Here is a 16090-nt window from a genome sequence, read left to right on the forward strand (position 1 = left end):
ATAACCGAGTTGTTGCGCGGCGTTACAGCCTGTCGCACTCGGCGCGCAACGTTGCTATTTGTCTGTCGAGTTCGCTCGGCGCGCACCCGCCTATAACGTTGCGGCGCGCGATCGCGCTTTGCGGTTGGACGGCAGTCAATATTCCGCCGTCGAACAGCGGACTGAATTGCTTATATTCTTCGACGGTCATGTTTTGCAAAGTTTTGCCGTTTTCGACGCAGTACAGTACAATCCTGCCCGTAACTTCGTGCGCCGAACGGAAGGGCAAGCCGCGGCTTGCAAGATAGTCCGCGCACTCGGTCGCGCACGAATATCCGCCTGCGGCGGCGGCGTTGAGCGCGGCGCGGTTGAACCCGACTTTATTTATAAACGCCGTAAATACGCGTAACGACAGTTCCAAAGTCGCGTCCGCGTCGAACAGCGGTTCTTTGTCCTCTTGCATATCTTTGTTGTAGGCGAGCGGCAGACCTTTCATTACGGTAAGCATGGTAACAAGGTCGCCGACGACCCGCCCGCTTTTCCCGCGTAACAGTTCGTTTACGTCGGGATTTTTCTTTTGCGGCATGATGGACGAACCCGTGCTGTATTCGTCGGGCAGGGCAATGAACCCGAACTCCTCGCCCGACCAATACACAAACTCCTCGTTGATGCGCGACAGGTGCAACATTGTTTGCGCCGCGCACGACAGATATTCAATCGCAAAGTCGCGGTCGCTCACGCCGTCGAGCGAGTTTTGAGTAACGCCGTCAAAGCCCAACAGCTTCGCCGTGTATTCGCGGTCGATAGGGAACGTGGTCGAGGCGCACGCGCCGCTCCCGAGCGGCAAAACGTTTACGCGCTTGCGGCAGTCCTTAAACCTGTCGGCGTCGCGCACAAACATGTTGGCATACGCGCACAGATAATGTCCGAGCGTCGTGGGTTGAGCTTTTTGCATGTGCGTGTATGCGGGCATGGCGGTTAGTTTTTCCGCGTCCGCCTTGTCCGTGAGCGCGCGCGCAAGCGATTTCAGCAGGGCGACGGTTTTGTCGATACAGTCGCGCAAATACAGCCTGATGTCGGTCGCGACTTGATCGTTGCGACTGCGCGCCGTGTGCAGTTTTTTGCCGACGTCGCCCGCGCGCCGCACCAACTCGTTTTCTACGAACGAATGAATATCCTCCGCGCCGACTATTTCCAGCTTGCCGCCGTCTATATCCGCAAGAATTCCGTCGAGCGCGGCGCAAATCGCGTCGCGTTCTTTCGCGTCGATTATGCCGCATTTGCCGAGCATTTTGCAGTGCGCAACCGAACCCGCAATGTCCTGACGGTACATCGTTCGGTCAAACGCCAACGAGTCGTTAAACAACTCCGCTATTTCGTTGAGTTCGGCAGTAAACCTGCCCGACCATAGTTTCATAAATAGATCCTTTAAAGTGCGGCTGACGCCTTGATTTCTCCGCTTCGCTCGCTATGCTCGCTACGGTCGAAATGATGAGAGAAAGGGTTTGGCGCGTCTTTGTGTGCTATGTCGTATAATAGGAGTGTAAAGCCCAAACCCCCATCATTCCGAGCTTGTCGAGGAATCCAGGCGAACCGCCGCAGAGTGGACAAGCCGTTACGCTTGTCATGTTAACGTAACGCAATTATTCGGGAGCAAACACAATAAACGGTCAAAGCCCACACACGGCAGAAATCCAAGCTGTGCTTGGTGCGGCTTACGCCTTGATTTCTCCTCCAATCAAAGATTGGATTTCTTTCGTGTGTTTACTGAAATTGCCGATTGAGTTTTCACCCGATTAAGTGCATGCGTAAAGTCATGGCACTTCAGTCGAAATGATGGGGAAAAAGACATTGCAATTAACGCTTAAAATTCACATGCGTAAAGTTTTCTTGCCGACTTATTTTTTATTCTTTTCGAGCATTTTGGCGCGCACTTTAAGCGGCAAGCCGAAAAGATTGATAAAGCCCGCCGAGTCCTTTTGGTCATAGACCTCGTCCGCGCCGAACGTGGCAATATCCTCGTCGTACAGCGAGTAGGGCGAAGTCATGCCCGCGGGCGTAATCTTGCCCTTAAACAGTTTGAGTTTTACATTGCCCGTGACATACTCCTGCGTGCTGTCCACGAATGCGGACAACGCTTCGCGGAGCGGGGTGTACCACTTGCCGTCGTAAACAAGGTCGGCGAATTTGAGCGCGACGTGTTCTTTAAAATGCGCGGTGTCGCGGTCGAGCGTAATTTCTTCGAGGTTTTTGTGCGCGGCGTAAAGTATGGAGCCTGCGGGGTTTTCGTAAACGCCGCGCGACTTCATGCCGACAAGCCTGTTTTCTACCATGTCGTCCACGCCCACGCCGTGGCGCGCGCCTATTTCGTTAAGCGTTTCTATGAGCGCGACGGGCGCGAGCTTTTTGCCGTTTACGGCGACAGGCACGCCCTTGACCCAATCGATAGAAACGTATTCGGGCGCGTCGGGCGTATCCTTAACGGGCTTGCTGATAAGCAGCATTTCGTCTTTGGGCGCGTTGGCGGGGTCTTCGAGGTCGCTGCCCTCGTGCGAGAGGTGCCAAAGATTGCGGTCCATGGAATAGTTATGCGCCTTTGTAACGGGCACGTCCAGCCCGTGCGCAACGGCGTAATCGATTTCCTCGTCGCGCGACTTGATGTCCCAAATCCGCCACGGCGCAATTATTTTCATATCGGGCGCGAGCGCCTTGATAGACAGCTCGAACCGCACTTGGTCGTTGCCTTTGCCCGTGCAACCGTGACAAATAGCGTCCGCCTTTTCCTTCTTGGCAATTTCGACCAAGCGTTTGGCGATAACGGGACGCGCGAATGACGTGCCCAAAAGATACTTGCCCTCGTACACCGCGCCCGCCTTAATGGTGGGGAAAATGCAATCGGTGACAAACTCCTCGGTTAAATCCTCGATGTAAAGTTTTTCCGCGCCGCTCTTTGCCGCTTTTTCTTTGAGCGGCGCAAGCTCCTCGCCTTGACCGACGTCGGCGGCGACGGCGATAACTTCGCAGTCGTAATTCTCTTTGAGCCACGGGATAATTATGGTCGTGTCCAGACCGCCCGAATAAGCCAAAACAACTTTCATTTTTGCCATGATATGTACTTCTCCTTAAAAAGTAAGTTTACGCGAATATTATACATCATTATAAGTCAAATAGCAATCAAAACCGCGCGCATTGCCGATATATCGCGCGGAAAATACCGAGCAAAATTGCGCGCGTCCGCTCGCCCGTGCTGTGCATAACTAAAAGCCCGCGCCGCCGCCGTTATACGGCTAAACCCTTGCCGAACCGCCTTTTGGGATAAAAAATACAGGCTTAAAAGCGCGCGCAAAGGCGCGTTCGCTTGACAAGGGGGGGGGGGGGTATGGTACAATAACACAATTATAGATAACGTGTCTGTAATTTTTTAAACTGTTTTTGTTCGGGAAAAACCGCCCGAACGCATTGCGTTACACGGTTTGCGAGGTATTATGAAAAACAAGCGAACGCATGGAATTTACATAACAATTTCCGCGGCGGCGGCAATAGCCGTTGCGGGCGCGCTGTTGACTGCGTGCGGCGACGACAAGCCGCCCGCCCAAACTCCCGATAAATATTCGGTAGCGTACAGTCTTGACGGCGGCGTCGGCACGTTGCCGACCGAAACGGACAAAGCTGCGGGCGAAAAGTTTAGCCTTGCGGCGGCGACGGGCTTGACCAAAGAGGACTACACGTTCGACGGCTGGCACGACGGAGCGGTAAAGTACGACGCGGGCGCGGAATACACAATGCCCGCGCACAGCGTGACTTTCACGGCGCAGTGGAAACCCGACGAGGGTAGCGACCCGTCCGACGTCGAGTTTAAAATTGTTTACGAATATAACCTCGGCGAAGTGCCGCACGGCGGAACGGTCAAACCGTCAACGGGCGCGTCGGGCAGTTCCGTAACGGTCAAGGACGGCAGGGCGTTCAACCCGCGCGGCTATAAGTTTGTCGGCTGGTCAACAAAGCCCGACGGCATTGTGTCGCTTACGGGTACAAAAGAGGACGGACAGTATCTCGCGGGCGAAACAATCGTAATGGGCGAAAGCGATATTACGCTGTACGCGCAGTGGGCTGTTGAATATACTGACGCGCGCGAAGCGTCGGCGGATAAAATTTGCGTATACAAACCGTTAATCGGCAAGGGCTTGGGCGCGGCTATATTGGTGCGCAGCGGCAAAGCGGACAAACTCGGCTTTGTCGAAAGCTCGGAAAGCACGCAATCGGGCTATGACGAGTTCGAGTTCTTTTTCGACGAAAGCGAGGGCGGCAACCTTGTAGGCAGACTGTACGCCGATAATACTTATGCCGCTATCGACGGCACCCAAGGCGTGTACTTGCAGTACGACTATGTTTATAAGGACAACGGACGGTACGTGCTTGCAACCGACGGTTACGGCTTTGCCACAATTTCGGAAATTGTCGGCAGTCAAACCGCAGTTCGGTTCAGCGGTTATTACGAATACGACAGGCAGTACGGCGATTATACATACGTTTTTAAAAACGAGGAAACCAACGCGACGGGTCAAGGCTATTTCACGATAGAAAAGACCGAGGTAAGCGGCACGTCGTTCGACGGTCGGTTCCGCTTGCAGGGCGAGGAAAGCGGGTCGTACCTGCTGTACGACAACGGCGAGCTGTTAAACTACCGCTTGGATGCCAACGGTTACGGTTTTGCTAAAATCTATGCCTACGACTCCGTTTCGCAAACTACCGAGCTTGTCGCCTCGGGCACATACTGCGGCACGGAAAATTACGACGGCTTTTTGGGCGAGTGGGAGTTTACCCCGACAACGGGCGACGGCTTTAAGTTTATACTCAACGTGTTGTATGTCGGTACCGACGTCGTGCCCGTGTATGTGGAATACAACCCCGACTATGCGCGCACGTTCACCGCGGAAAGCGGCGATGGCACGCTTGTGCTCGACGGGTATATCGGCGCTACGTACACGACGGGCGGCGCGAAGTATGACGGCAATGTCACGGTCGGCGAAAACCTTATAACGTTTGTTCCGTATGAGGACGACGGCGAGGGCGGCGCGACCGCGGGCGCGGCTATGTACTTTAACGTCAACTGGGAAAACAACACGTTTAAAGTCAATACGACGGGCTTCGTTATTGACAGCACGACGCTCATAGACTACAAGGGAACTTCCAAAATAATAGAAATTCCCGACGAAGTAACCGAAATCGCCGACGGCGCGTGCAACTACGTAAATACCGACGTGTCGCTCGTGTCGGTAACTATTCCCGCGAGCGTGACGGCAATAGGCAAGCTCGCGTTCCAAAACCAATATACATTGCGCCGCGCGGTGTTCCTGTCGCCGACGCCTATAAATATCGACTTTTCCAACGAAGCCAACCCGTTCCGCTGGGGCGCGGGCGACATGACAATCGTTGTGCCGGAAGGCAGTCAGAACGCTTACAAAGCGGCGTGGACTAACTGCCCGTTCGCCATAAAAGGCAGTGTGGAAGTTACAAAGCTACCCGAGTTCGAAATTGTGGACGGCGTGCTTGTTCGCTACAATAAACAGCCCGACACGGCGGAACTTTTGGACATTGTTATTCCCGCAGAAGTGACGGAAATTTCCGCAAAAGCGTTCCGCGGCTTTGAATTTGTGCGAAGCGTAAATTTGACCAACGTCGAAAAAGTAGGCGACGGCGCGTTCGAGAGCTGCGTAAACCTCGAAACAGTCGTTATGAACAAAGTGAAAGTGTTGGCGGACGGCGCGTTCTCCAACTGCTACAAACTCGGTTCGACCGCGAACGGAGTTATAGAATTGCCCGCAATCGTCACGGTGGGCGCAAACGCGTTCCAAAGCTGTATCGCGTTAAAACTCGTCAAGTTCGGCGCGAGCCTTGCGGAAATAGGCGACATGGCGTTCCGTGAGTGCCATATTTTTGAAAACGAACCCGCGCTGTTTATAGAACTGGACGGCGTAACTCCGCCGAGCATGGGCGAAAAAGTTTCTACCGGCAATATTTCGTTCAGAATAAAAGTCAAAAATATCGACGTCGCAATTGCTTGTTTCGAGGCGGCGGGCTGGAATTCGTATTGCAGACACCTGTATATCGAATCGGGCGCGGAAAGAGGCAAGTACATGTGCGGCGCGGAGCTTTTGGACATCGACGGCAGAGCGACGTTCCAATCGACGTACTTGATGATGTACAAGATTGACGGCGCAAAAATAACGTTCTACGAATACGACGCGTCAATAGGCGACTACTCGACGTATGAGGGCACGATAGAAAACGACGTTATTTCGGTCAACTTCTACAATGCGGATTACGAGTTCCGCAAGGTCAACGGCGTTGTTACGTATACAACCGCGGACGGCAAATATACGCTCAAATGCGACCCGCTCGCGCTGTTGCCCGAAAGTTACGAAAACAATCAGGGCGAAGCGACGGTAGAGTTTAACGGCGTAAACGTCAAAATGACTGTAAACGGTTTCGGCACGAAAAAGATACTCGACTTTACGGACAGCGACGGAAAACGTTACGACATAACGATAACGTTCGACGGCAATACGCTTGTCGTCAAAAAATCGCCCGCGGAAATATTTATTCGGAATATAACCGCCGCCGACGGAAGCGTTATCAACCTGCATTACAGAGGAACGCTTGTGTACGTGTTCGGCGAACTCAAAATAAACGTCGGCACGGAAACCGAGCCCAAATATATCGTTTGGAGCGATCTCGGCGCAATAGCCTTGTTCTCGGCGGACGACGAAAACGTGTTCACTTTCAGCGTGCGCTATCTCAATGTCAAGTACACCGTGACCGTAACGCTCAACGCCGAGCGGACGACGTTCGAGTATACGTATACGGCGCAATAATTTATCAAAAAACAACCCATTAAAAGGAGAATTTTATGAACAAAAAACTGTTTAAGACGGTAGCGGCGATTACGTCCGTGCTCGCGCTCGGTTCGGCGGTTGTCGCTTGCAACGACGGCAATACTCCCGCAGGCCCCTCGGAGCCCGTAAAGTACGCCGTATCTTACGCGCTTAACGGCGGCGCAGGAACATTGCCGACCGAAACGGACAAAAAAGAGGGCGAAAAGTTTACGCTTGCGTCGGCGACGGGCTTGTCCAAAGAGAATTACACGTTTGACGGCTGGCACGACGGAACGACCAAGTATGCGGCGGGCGCGGAATACACAATGCCCGCGCATGCCGTAACCTTTACCGCGCAGTGGAAAGAGAACGAGGGTAAAGTCGAATTTAAAGTTACTTACAGCCTTAACGGCGGCGTGGGAACGTTGCCGACCGAAACCAACAAAAAAGAGGGCGAAAAGTTTACGCTTGCGTCGGCGACGGGCTTGTCCAAAGAGGACTACACGTTCGACGGCTGGCACGACGGAGCGGTTAAGTACGACGCGGGCGCGCAATACACAATGCCCGCGCACGACGTGACCTTGACCGCGGTGTGGAAAGCGGGCAAGCCGTCTATCGGCAATACCGTCGAGTTCGAGGGTGAGTGTGAAGTGCCGCCCGTACACCAAGGATTGACGCAGTTCGACGGCGGAGTGGTGGTCGGTCTTAAATTAGACGGTAGTACGGGAAAGGCGTATTACAAACTACAAGGCGCAGACTGGGTTGACGGTAAGTGGTTTAATAATAATACTAATTCCATGCATAAACCCGACGTTTACGGATCCGATGCGTATTATTACGAAATTAAGATAGGCACTGTTGCGCATTATGTTCTTGTTAAGTCTGATCTGTCAAAGTTATACCTATGCGACCGCGACGACGAGCTTATGGCAAACGGCGAGTTTACAATGGTCAACATAAACAATCCCGATAAGCCGGTCGATCCCGATAATCCCGAACAGCCCGTAACAAAATACACCGTTACTTATGTAAAGCCGTCGGGCGTAGAGGGGACTGTGCCCGCAGTCGTCGAGGTAGAGGAGAACGGCAAGCATACGCTTTTGGCAAGCCCGTTTACCAAAACAGGTTGGACGTTCTACAAGTGGCAAGTGAACGACGAAATAAACCTGCGCAAAGCTAATACGCAATATACTATAACTAAAAATACAACCGTCACGCCTGTGTTCCAAAAAACATATAGCGGCGAAATAATGGAATACGATGAAGATAAGGATGATTATGTCCCTAAACAATACACGATTATATTAGCCGATAACGACAACGCTTATCTTAAAGGCGGCATGTCCGATTCACTTTGGGGCGGATATACGCGCAACGGCAACAGAGTTGTTATAGACAGCAACAGCATGGGCGAGCTTTACCTCGATATTAACGACACTAACGGAACGTTCAAGGTGGTAACGCTCGACGTCTTGCAGGGTTTTGAATTTACGGCAAAAGACGGAACTACAAAACTTACTTTCGACGGAGAGGGACATGCAAAACTCGGCAATACGGACTGCACTTATACGTGGGACGAAAACGCGGGGCTGACCATTAACTTGTCTGTCGGCGGAAATACCGTTCCCGTTAAGTTGGAGGGAACATATCCTAATTTTGTTATCAACGTCACGATAACCGTTGGCGGAACAGATTATATTTTCGGCGACGGCGGCAACATTGAACCCGAAGAACCGCTCGAAGGCAAACTCTATGATTTTGCGGGCGAGGGATCTGCAAATGCCGTTAAGTACGGTTATGCAAGCGCAGCCGATGCGGAAGCCGCAAACCAAGTATTGACAGTGCAGAATACTTTTGGCGCCGAACATAAATTTTATAACGCTTCTGTGTATTTCGTTCCGAAAAATAATAACAAGCTAATGATATACATTTACAGAACAGCGACATTAAATGTTGCCAATCCCCAAATAAACGGATCGCCAATCAACGACCCCGATATTGATAATCAGGTTGTTGTTATAACGAGTGGCAGTTACGGCGAGTCTTTTAAAATCAGTTTCAGAGTTGTTGACGGAAAGCGCACAATGACTATTAAATACGGTGATCAGTCCGTTACATGGGTAGAAATGACTGTGGCAGAGTAAAGCAAAGCAAACAAAAAGGTTGTCGGTTGACAACCTTTTTTCGTGCAAGATGTTTGTTATTATTCTTTTTAAATTTTCATATCGCCGAATTTAATCCATTTCTTTTTGCGCATTATTTCGGACACTCCTAACGCTACGGCGGCGGGCACTATTATATAACACACAAGCACGGCTATAAGCACATACCACCACGATATGCCGTTCGTTACGGAAGTCGTAAACGTGTTTATTACTCCGACCAGCCCCGCCGTGCCCATGCCCGAACCCGTCGCGTCGCACATTATTTTAAACGCCGCGGAAGCGAGCGGACCCGCCACTGCGGACGCGGCTACCGCGGGTATCAGTATTCTCGGGTTTTTGCCGAGGTTCGGTATTTGCAACATGCTTGTGCCTATGCCTTGCGACACAAGCCCGCCCCAACGGTTTTCGCGGAAGCTCGCCACCGCAAACCCCACCATATGCGCGCAACATCCCGCGCATGCCGCCGCCGCGCCTATTTGCGCGTTGTATGTAAGTTGCGGCGTGTTTATAAGCGACGAGTTGAATATCATTACGCCGAACGCCGCGCTCGAAGTGGGCAGGGTGAGCAGTAAGCCCATAATCACGGCGACGAGTATGCCGAACGAAACGGGCTCCCAGCCTATCGCCAAAGACACGCCTTTGCCGAGCAGTGCGAACAGTATGCCGAACGGTATGCCGAGCGCGATCGCGCCGATCGTGCCCGTAAATATCGCCGTAAGCGGCACGACTATTATATCGACGGGAGTTTTGCCCTCTACGCGTCGCGTTATTTCTATCGCCGTCACCGCCGCGACAAACGCGCCCACGGGGTCGCCTATGCCTATCGACGGGGTTTTGCTCGCGCCGTATACGTGTATTCCCGACAGCGCGAAAATGTTTGTTATGTTTGCGCCGACCATGCCCGCGACCGCCGCGGAAAACGCGGTCAGTTTGTTGGCTTTAAGGCTGTGCGCAATGCCCACGCCTATGCCCGCGCCCATTATCGACTTCGCCACCGAACCTATGTAAAACAGCAGATCGCCGAACGCGTTTTTGCCCGCTTTGTTGATTAAAAATCCGACTTCGCCGATTATCGTTCCTATTATCAGCGTGCAAAACAGTCCGAGCGCCATACCGGAAAACGCTTCTATAAAATACCTGTGCGCAAAGTATTTAAGCCATTGTTTTGCCGTGCGCTTTTCCTTTACCGCTTGCGCTTGTTCCGTTCGATCGGCTTGCGCGGTTTCGTTCTGCTCGGGTTCGCTCGCGTTAAGCTCCGCCGCGGCGTTCAGCTGTTGTTCGACGTTTTGCGGCGTTTCGTCGGCGGGGTTAACTTGCGCGCCTGTCGCAAGTTCGTCCGTATCGCGCTGTTGAGCTTGCGCGGTGGCGTCCGCGCTTATCTCCGCGGCGCTTTGTGCTTCTTTTTTGTTTTTCATGTGTTTGCTCCCGTGCAAAACAACTTATTTGCTACAAGTATAGCACCGCGCGGCGGCGGGTGTCAATCATATCCCCGTCGATTGAAAAATGTTTTGCCGTTTATCGCGGGCGCGGCGGCGGTCGGGAGGGGAAACGGAAGTAATAATGTTAGTTGTCGTCTTTTGTGCGGAAATCGTTTGACAAAGCGGAAAACTATATGATATAATTTTTTACGTACCTTATTCTCGGTATTACGCTCTCCACGTACTACGGAAGTTTAAGGCGAATAAATTTTGTCGGAGGATAAAAATGGACAAACAGGTAAAGGCGGAAATCATCGCCAAGTACGCAACTCACGAAGGCGACACGGGAAGCCCCGAAGTGCAAATCGCGCTTTTGACGTGGCGAATCAATCACTTGACCGAACATCTTAAAGTTCACGCCAAGGATCATCATTCGCGCCGCGGACTTCTGCAAATGGTAGGTAGCCGCCGCAGTCAGCTCAACTATCTTAAAGATATAGACATCGAGCGTTACCGCAGTCTTGTAGCAAAACTCGAACTGCGCAAATAATCACAAACCGCCGTGATAATGCCTCACGCGGTCTTGCTATCGTTTGCGGCGCTAAACGCGTTGCTTGCCCTGCCGTCGGACAAGGGTATCCGCGGCGACAAGTTCTGTTTATCGCTTAAAGATGTTACGGCAATACCGCATACAGCGTTATAGGCGGTTTTTCATAATTACGCATTCAATCGGTTATCAATTTAGGAGAAATATATATTTATGGATTGCAATGTTTTTAAGACCGAGATCGGCGGCAGAGAAGTAACCGTCGAAACGGGCAAGTATGCGGGTCAGGCTAACGGCTCGTGTATCATTAGGTGCGGCGACACCGTCGTTATGACCAACGTAACAATGGCGGACGCGCCGCGCCCCGGCATGGACTATTTCCCGCTCGGCGTGGACTTCGAGGAAAAGCTGTACGCTATCGGCAAAATTCCCGGCAGTTTCAAGCGTCGCGAGGGCAGAGGCAGCGACAAGGCGATTTTGACGTCGCGGCTTATCGACCGCCCCATACGCCCGCTGTTCCCCAAAGGCTTGTTTAACGACGTGTCGGTCGTCGCGACCGCGCTGTCGGTGGACACCAATATCCCGCCCGAAGTTTTCGGTATGCTCGGCAGTTCTATCGCGCTTTCCATTTCGGATATTCCGTTTATGGGACCTACCGGCTCGGTAGTCGTCGGTTGCGTTGACGGCAAGTATATAATCAACCCCGACAACGAACAGCGCGCCAAGAGCAACATGCACGTATACGTTTCGGGCACGAAAGACGCTATTATGATGGTCGAAGCGGGCGCGAGCGAGGTTTCCGAGGAAGAAATGCTCGGCGGTATTATGTTCGCGCACGAGGAGATCAAAAAACAGGTTAAGTTCATTAACGACATTGTCGCAAAGGTCGGCAAGCCCAAGCTCGAAATGGAACTGTACCATATCGGCGAGGACGTTGATAAAGCCGTCCGCAAGTACGCCGACAAAAAACTCGACAAAGCGCTCGACACGTTCGACCGCGCGGAACGTCAAGCCAATCAGGACGAAGTTCAAGCGGACGTCATGGAACACTTTAAAGAGGAGTTTGAGGGACGCGAGCGCGAAATAGGCGATTCGCTGTACTACTTGACCAAAGAGAAAGTGCGCGAAAAGATTTTGTCCAAGGGCATTCGTCCCGACGGGCGCAAGACCACGGACATCCGCGATATTTGGTGCGAAGTGGGAGTGCTCCCGCGCACGCACGGCTCGGCGGTGTTTACCCGCGGTCAGTCGCAGGCTCTTTCCATCTGTACGCTCGGCACCGCGCGCGACGCGCAAAAGCTGGACAACCTCGACGACGAGGAAACCAAGCGTTATATGCACCAGTACAACATGCCGCCTTACTCGACGGGCGAGGCAAAACCGCTTCGCGCCCCCGGTCGGCGCGAAATAGGTCACGGCGCGCTCGCGGAACGCGCGCTCGAACCCGTTATTCCGTCCGAGGACGTGTTCCCGTACACCATACGCGTCGTGTCGGAAATCCTGTCGTCCAACGGCTCCACGTCGCAAGCGAGCGTTTGCGGCTCGACGCTGTCGCTCATGGACGCGGGCGTGCCCATTAAAGCGCCCGTCGCGGGTATCGCCATGGGGCTTATCAAGGACGAGGCGAAAAATCGCCTTGCAATCCTGTCGGATATTCAGGGCTTGGAGGACTTCCTCGGCGACATGGACTTTAAGGTAGCGGGCACGGAAAAGGGCATTACCGCTATCCAAATGGACATCAAGATTAAAGGTATCGACGAAAATATCCTGCGCACCGCGCTCGAACAAGCGCGCGTCGGCAGACTGCATATCCTCGGCAAAATGCTTGCTGTTTTGGACAAGCCCCGTCCCGAGCTTTCGCAGTACGCGCCCAAGATTATCATGTTTAACATCGATCCCGAAAAGATCGGCGACGTTATCGGCAAGTCGGGCAAGACAATCAACAAGATTGTTGACGACACGGGCGTCAAGATCGACATCGAAGAGGACGGCAGAGTGTTTATTGCGGGCGTAGATCCCGTTATGACCGAAAAGGCAAAGGAGATTATCCTTTCCATCGTCAAAGACCCAGAAATCGGCGACGTGTACGAAGGTCCCGTCGTTACCGTCCGCGACGATCTGGGCGCGTTTGTAGAGCTTGCGCCCGGGCGCGACGGCATGATTCATATCGCCAAGCTCGGCAAGTTCGTCGGCAAACGGCTCGATTCGGTATCGGCTGTGCTCAAAGAGGGCGATACCGTCAAGGTTGAGGTCGTCAGTTTTACGAAGCAGGGCAAAATAGATCTTAAACTGCTCGAAAAACTTACGGGCGACCCCATCGAAAAAGCGCCCGAGGGCGAATGGCAGGAAGACCGCCCCGCGCGCGGCGAACGCCGTCCGCGTCCCGACCGCCCGTCGCGCCCTCGCCGCGACAGAGGCGAAAAAAGCGACAAAGGCGATAAATAAAAAACGATAATAAAAGCACCTCGACCGCAATATAAATAGTCGAGGTGCTTTTTATGGTAGACGCACGCAGAGCAAAATTTTTTCGCATAGTTTTGGGCAATATAATTATGTGCGCGACGGTCGCGGCGTTGCTTTCGGTAACGGTCGCCGTCGGCGGCGCAAAGTCGAGCGCGCAGAGCGGCGAGCCGTACTATGCGGGCAAGTCGGACACCAAAGTTTCGCTCATGGTCAACGTGTATTGGGGTACGGAATATATTCAACCCATGCTCGACATAATGTCGAGGTACAACGTAAAAACGACGTTCTTCGTCGGCGGATCGTGGGCGGCGGGCAATTCCGAAACGCTTAAAAAAATTCACGCCGCAGGTCACGAAATAGGCAACCACGGTTACTATCACAAGGACCACTCCAAAATAGACGGCGCGTATAATCGCAAGGAAATAGAGTCGGCGCACGACGCTGTCAAGCACGCGTTAGGCATTGATATGACGCTGTTTGCGCCGCCGTCGGGCGCGTTCTGCGCGCAAACTCTATCCGTCGCGGCGGAACTTGGATACCGCACCGTTATGTGGACGCGCGACACTATCGACTGGCGCGACCACGACGCAAATCTCATCTACAAACGCGCCGTAAAAAACATCAAGGGCGGCGACCTGATACTAATGCACCCGACCGAATGTACGCTCAACGCGCTCGAACGCATTATAACCGAGGTGTTTTCGGCGGGGTTGCATATCGCGCCCGTCAGCGAAGTTTTGGAAAGCGACGTAATACTCTGACCGAAACAACGCAGGGATCGTGCGGCGCGGGCGCGGCGCAATCGGACGAATATTGTTTTACGCGCGGCGAGCGGGCATGCTCGGCGCAAATTACAAGGAACGACATGACAGTAAAAAAATACAAAAGCGGTCTAACCGTAATAGTGGAGCGCAACGCGGCGTTGCGGTCGGTCACGGCGGGCATTATGGTGGGCGCGGGGAGCGCATACGAAACACCCGAAAACAACGGCATTTCGCACTTTATAGAACACATGCAGTTTAAAGGCACGGACAAACGCACGGCGGAAAACATCGTGTCTGAGTTCGACCGCGCAGGCTCCGTGTACAACGCATTTACGGGCAAGGAATACACTTGCTACTATTTTAAGTCTATCGACGAAAAGGTGCGCGACTGCTTTGACGTGCTTGCCGATTTATATCTTAATTCCACGTTCAACGCGGCGGAACTCGACCGCGAACGCAAGGTTATTATCGAAGAAATAAACATGAGCAAGGACGAGCCGGACGGGGTGTGTTACGACGTGCTCTATAAATCGGCGTTCGGTGCGAACTCGCTCGGCATGGAAATTTTAGGCACCAAAGACAATGTGTCGCGCTTTTGCAAAGCTGATATTCTCGATTACAAAAAGCGAAACTACATTGCGAGCAACACCGTCGTCGCGTTTGTCGGCAATATTACGGAATCCGCCGCAACGGATTTGGTGGAGGAGTATATGGGCGAGCTTACTGCCGCGCCGTATGCCGCGCCGCCCGCGCTTTTGCCGCAACCGTTTTTGTCGGGTTACGGCGAGTTTATACGCGATTACGAACAGTCGGAAATTTCAATCGCGTATCCGTCGTTTGCGCTGGGCGACGACCGTTCGGCAACGCAATCCGCGCTCGACTGCATACTCGGCAACGGCATGAGTTCGCGGTTGTTTCAGCGGTTGCGCGAAAAAATGGGGCTTGTGTACAGCGTGTACACTTCGCCGTGGCTGGGAAAGACCAACGGCATGTTCTCGGTGTGCGCCAACGTCAACGCTTGCAATATAGAGAGTTCGCTCGGCGCGATTAAAAACGAAATCGACGCGCTGTGTGCGGACGGCGTTACCGACGACGAAACCGAAAAAGCAAAAATGCAACTGAAAGTAACCGCGCTGTTCGGCAAGGAAAACCCCATGAATTACATGCTTGCGCTCATGCGGCGGCGCGTAATTCTCGGCACGGACTACAATCTTGACGAACTGCTGAAAAAGATAGAACGCATTACGTCAAACGATATAAACGCGCTTGCGCGGGAATTGTTTGCCGCGCCCGCGACCATAGCTTACGCGGGCAAAAAGCCGCCCGTCGCGGTAGATAAAGCCTATTACAACGGTTGAGGAGGTCGATTGTAACCATGGAAAAACAGATAGAAAAAGCCGCCATAAAGACGGATAAAACCGAGGACAAACTGGACGTTTTGTTCCGCATGCAAGCGGGACTGGACAGCTACATACGCGAAAAGCGCGGGCTGGATTACTCGCGCGGCGAGTGGGTTTGCAAAAAGGCTCTCGCGCTAATGGTCGAGCTGGGCGAGGTCGTGGAGGAAGCCAAGTATAAGTGGTGGAAAAACGCGACGGAAATAGACGACGCCAAACTCAAAGAGGAAATTGTGGACGTTTTGCACTTCTTTTTGGGCATGTGCATAGACAGCGGCATGACCGCCGACGAACTGTTTAATATTTATCTTGCCAAAAACAAGGAAAATTACGACCGACAAAACGGGCTGTCGCAAAAGCACGGTTACGAACTTAATTAAAAAACATGCGATTGCGGTTATTCGCGATCGCTTTTGTTTTTAAAGACGACTCGCCGCGCCGCAGAAATCGAAATTCGCGCGCGACAGGACTGTTTTGCGCGC

At 52.8% G+C, this 16090-nt stretch carries 10 protein-coding genes; 7 read left to right on the forward strand and 3 right to left on the reverse strand.

Going from position 1 to position 16090, the window contains the following annotated elements; all coding sequences use genetic code 11:
* Window positions 1-22: 22 nt before the first annotated feature.
* Together argH and NFR57_RS00085 are read right to left on the reverse strand one after the other, a co-directional pair.
* Window positions 23-1396 (reverse strand): argininosuccinate lyase, encoded by a 1374-nt coding sequence (gene argH / locus NFR57_RS00080; RefSeq protein WP_251181795.1) that lies wholly within the window; start codon window positions 1394-1396, stop codon window positions 23-25.
* A gap of 481 nt (window positions 1397-1877) precedes the next feature.
* Window positions 1878-3086: an argininosuccinate synthase gene (locus tag NFR57_RS00085; RefSeq protein ID WP_251181796.1), complete on the reverse strand. Its 1209-nt coding sequence runs from the start codon at window positions 3084-3086 to the stop codon at window positions 1878-1880.
* A 378-nt stretch (window positions 3087-3464) separates the two neighbouring features.
* Between NFR57_RS00085 and NFR57_RS00090 the strand changes: the two genes are divergently transcribed.
* Both NFR57_RS00090 and NFR57_RS00095 read left to right on the forward strand, forming a co-directional pair.
* Entirely contained in the window at window positions 3465-6854 is a 3390-nt protein-coding gene (locus tag NFR57_RS00090) for a leucine-rich repeat protein (protein WP_251181797.1), read from the forward strand.
* A 35-nt stretch (window positions 6855-6889) separates the two neighbouring features.
* A complete protein-coding gene (locus NFR57_RS00095) occupies window positions 6890-8998 on the forward strand; it encodes an InlB B-repeat-containing protein (RefSeq protein WP_251181798.1) in 2109 nt (702 codons plus the stop codon).
* Window positions 8999-9066: 68 nt separating this feature from the next.
* Here NFR57_RS00095 and NFR57_RS00100 read toward each other — a convergent pair whose 3' ends face one another.
* A complete protein-coding gene (locus NFR57_RS00100; RefSeq protein WP_251181799.1) occupies window positions 9067-10434 on the reverse strand; it encodes a PTS sugar transporter subunit IIC in 1368 nt (455 codons plus the stop codon).
* A 289-nt stretch (window positions 10435-10723) separates the two neighbouring features.
* Here NFR57_RS00100 and rpsO point away from each other — a divergent pair, with 289 nt between their 5' ends.
* The 5 genes from rpsO to NFR57_RS00125 all read left to right on the forward strand — a co-directional run bounded on the left by rpsO (window position 10724) and on the right by NFR57_RS00125 (window position 15988).
* Complete coding sequence (gene rpsO, locus NFR57_RS00105; protein ID WP_251181800.1) at window positions 10724-10987, forward strand: 30S ribosomal protein S15; 264 nt, start codon at window positions 10724-10726, stop codon at window positions 10985-10987.
* Between the two features lie 210 nt (window positions 10988-11197).
* Complete coding sequence (locus NFR57_RS00110) at window positions 11198-13429, forward strand: polyribonucleotide nucleotidyltransferase (RefSeq protein WP_251181801.1); 2232 nt, start codon at window positions 11198-11200, stop codon at window positions 13427-13429.
* A 53-nt stretch (window positions 13430-13482) separates the two neighbouring features.
* A complete protein-coding gene (locus NFR57_RS00115) occupies window positions 13483-14208 on the forward strand; it encodes a polysaccharide deacetylase family protein (protein WP_251181802.1) in 726 nt (241 codons plus the stop codon).
* Window positions 14209-14312: 104 nt separating this feature from the next.
* Entirely contained in the window at window positions 14313-15569 is a 1257-nt protein-coding gene (locus NFR57_RS00120; RefSeq protein ID WP_251181803.1) for a M16 family metallopeptidase, read from the forward strand.
* A 17-nt stretch (window positions 15570-15586) separates the two neighbouring features.
* Window positions 15587-15988 carry a dUTPase gene (locus tag NFR57_RS00125; protein WP_251181804.1) on the forward strand — a complete coding sequence of 134 codons (402 nt, stop codon included), beginning with the start codon at window positions 15587-15589 and terminating at the stop codon, window positions 15986-15988.
* Window positions 15989-16090 lie beyond the last annotated feature (102 nt).

The organism is Anaerocaecibacter muris, from assembly GCF_943192945.1.
Classification (GTDB): Bacteria; Bacillota; Clostridia; order Christensenellales; family Pumilibacteraceae; genus Anaerocaecibacter; species Anaerocaecibacter muris.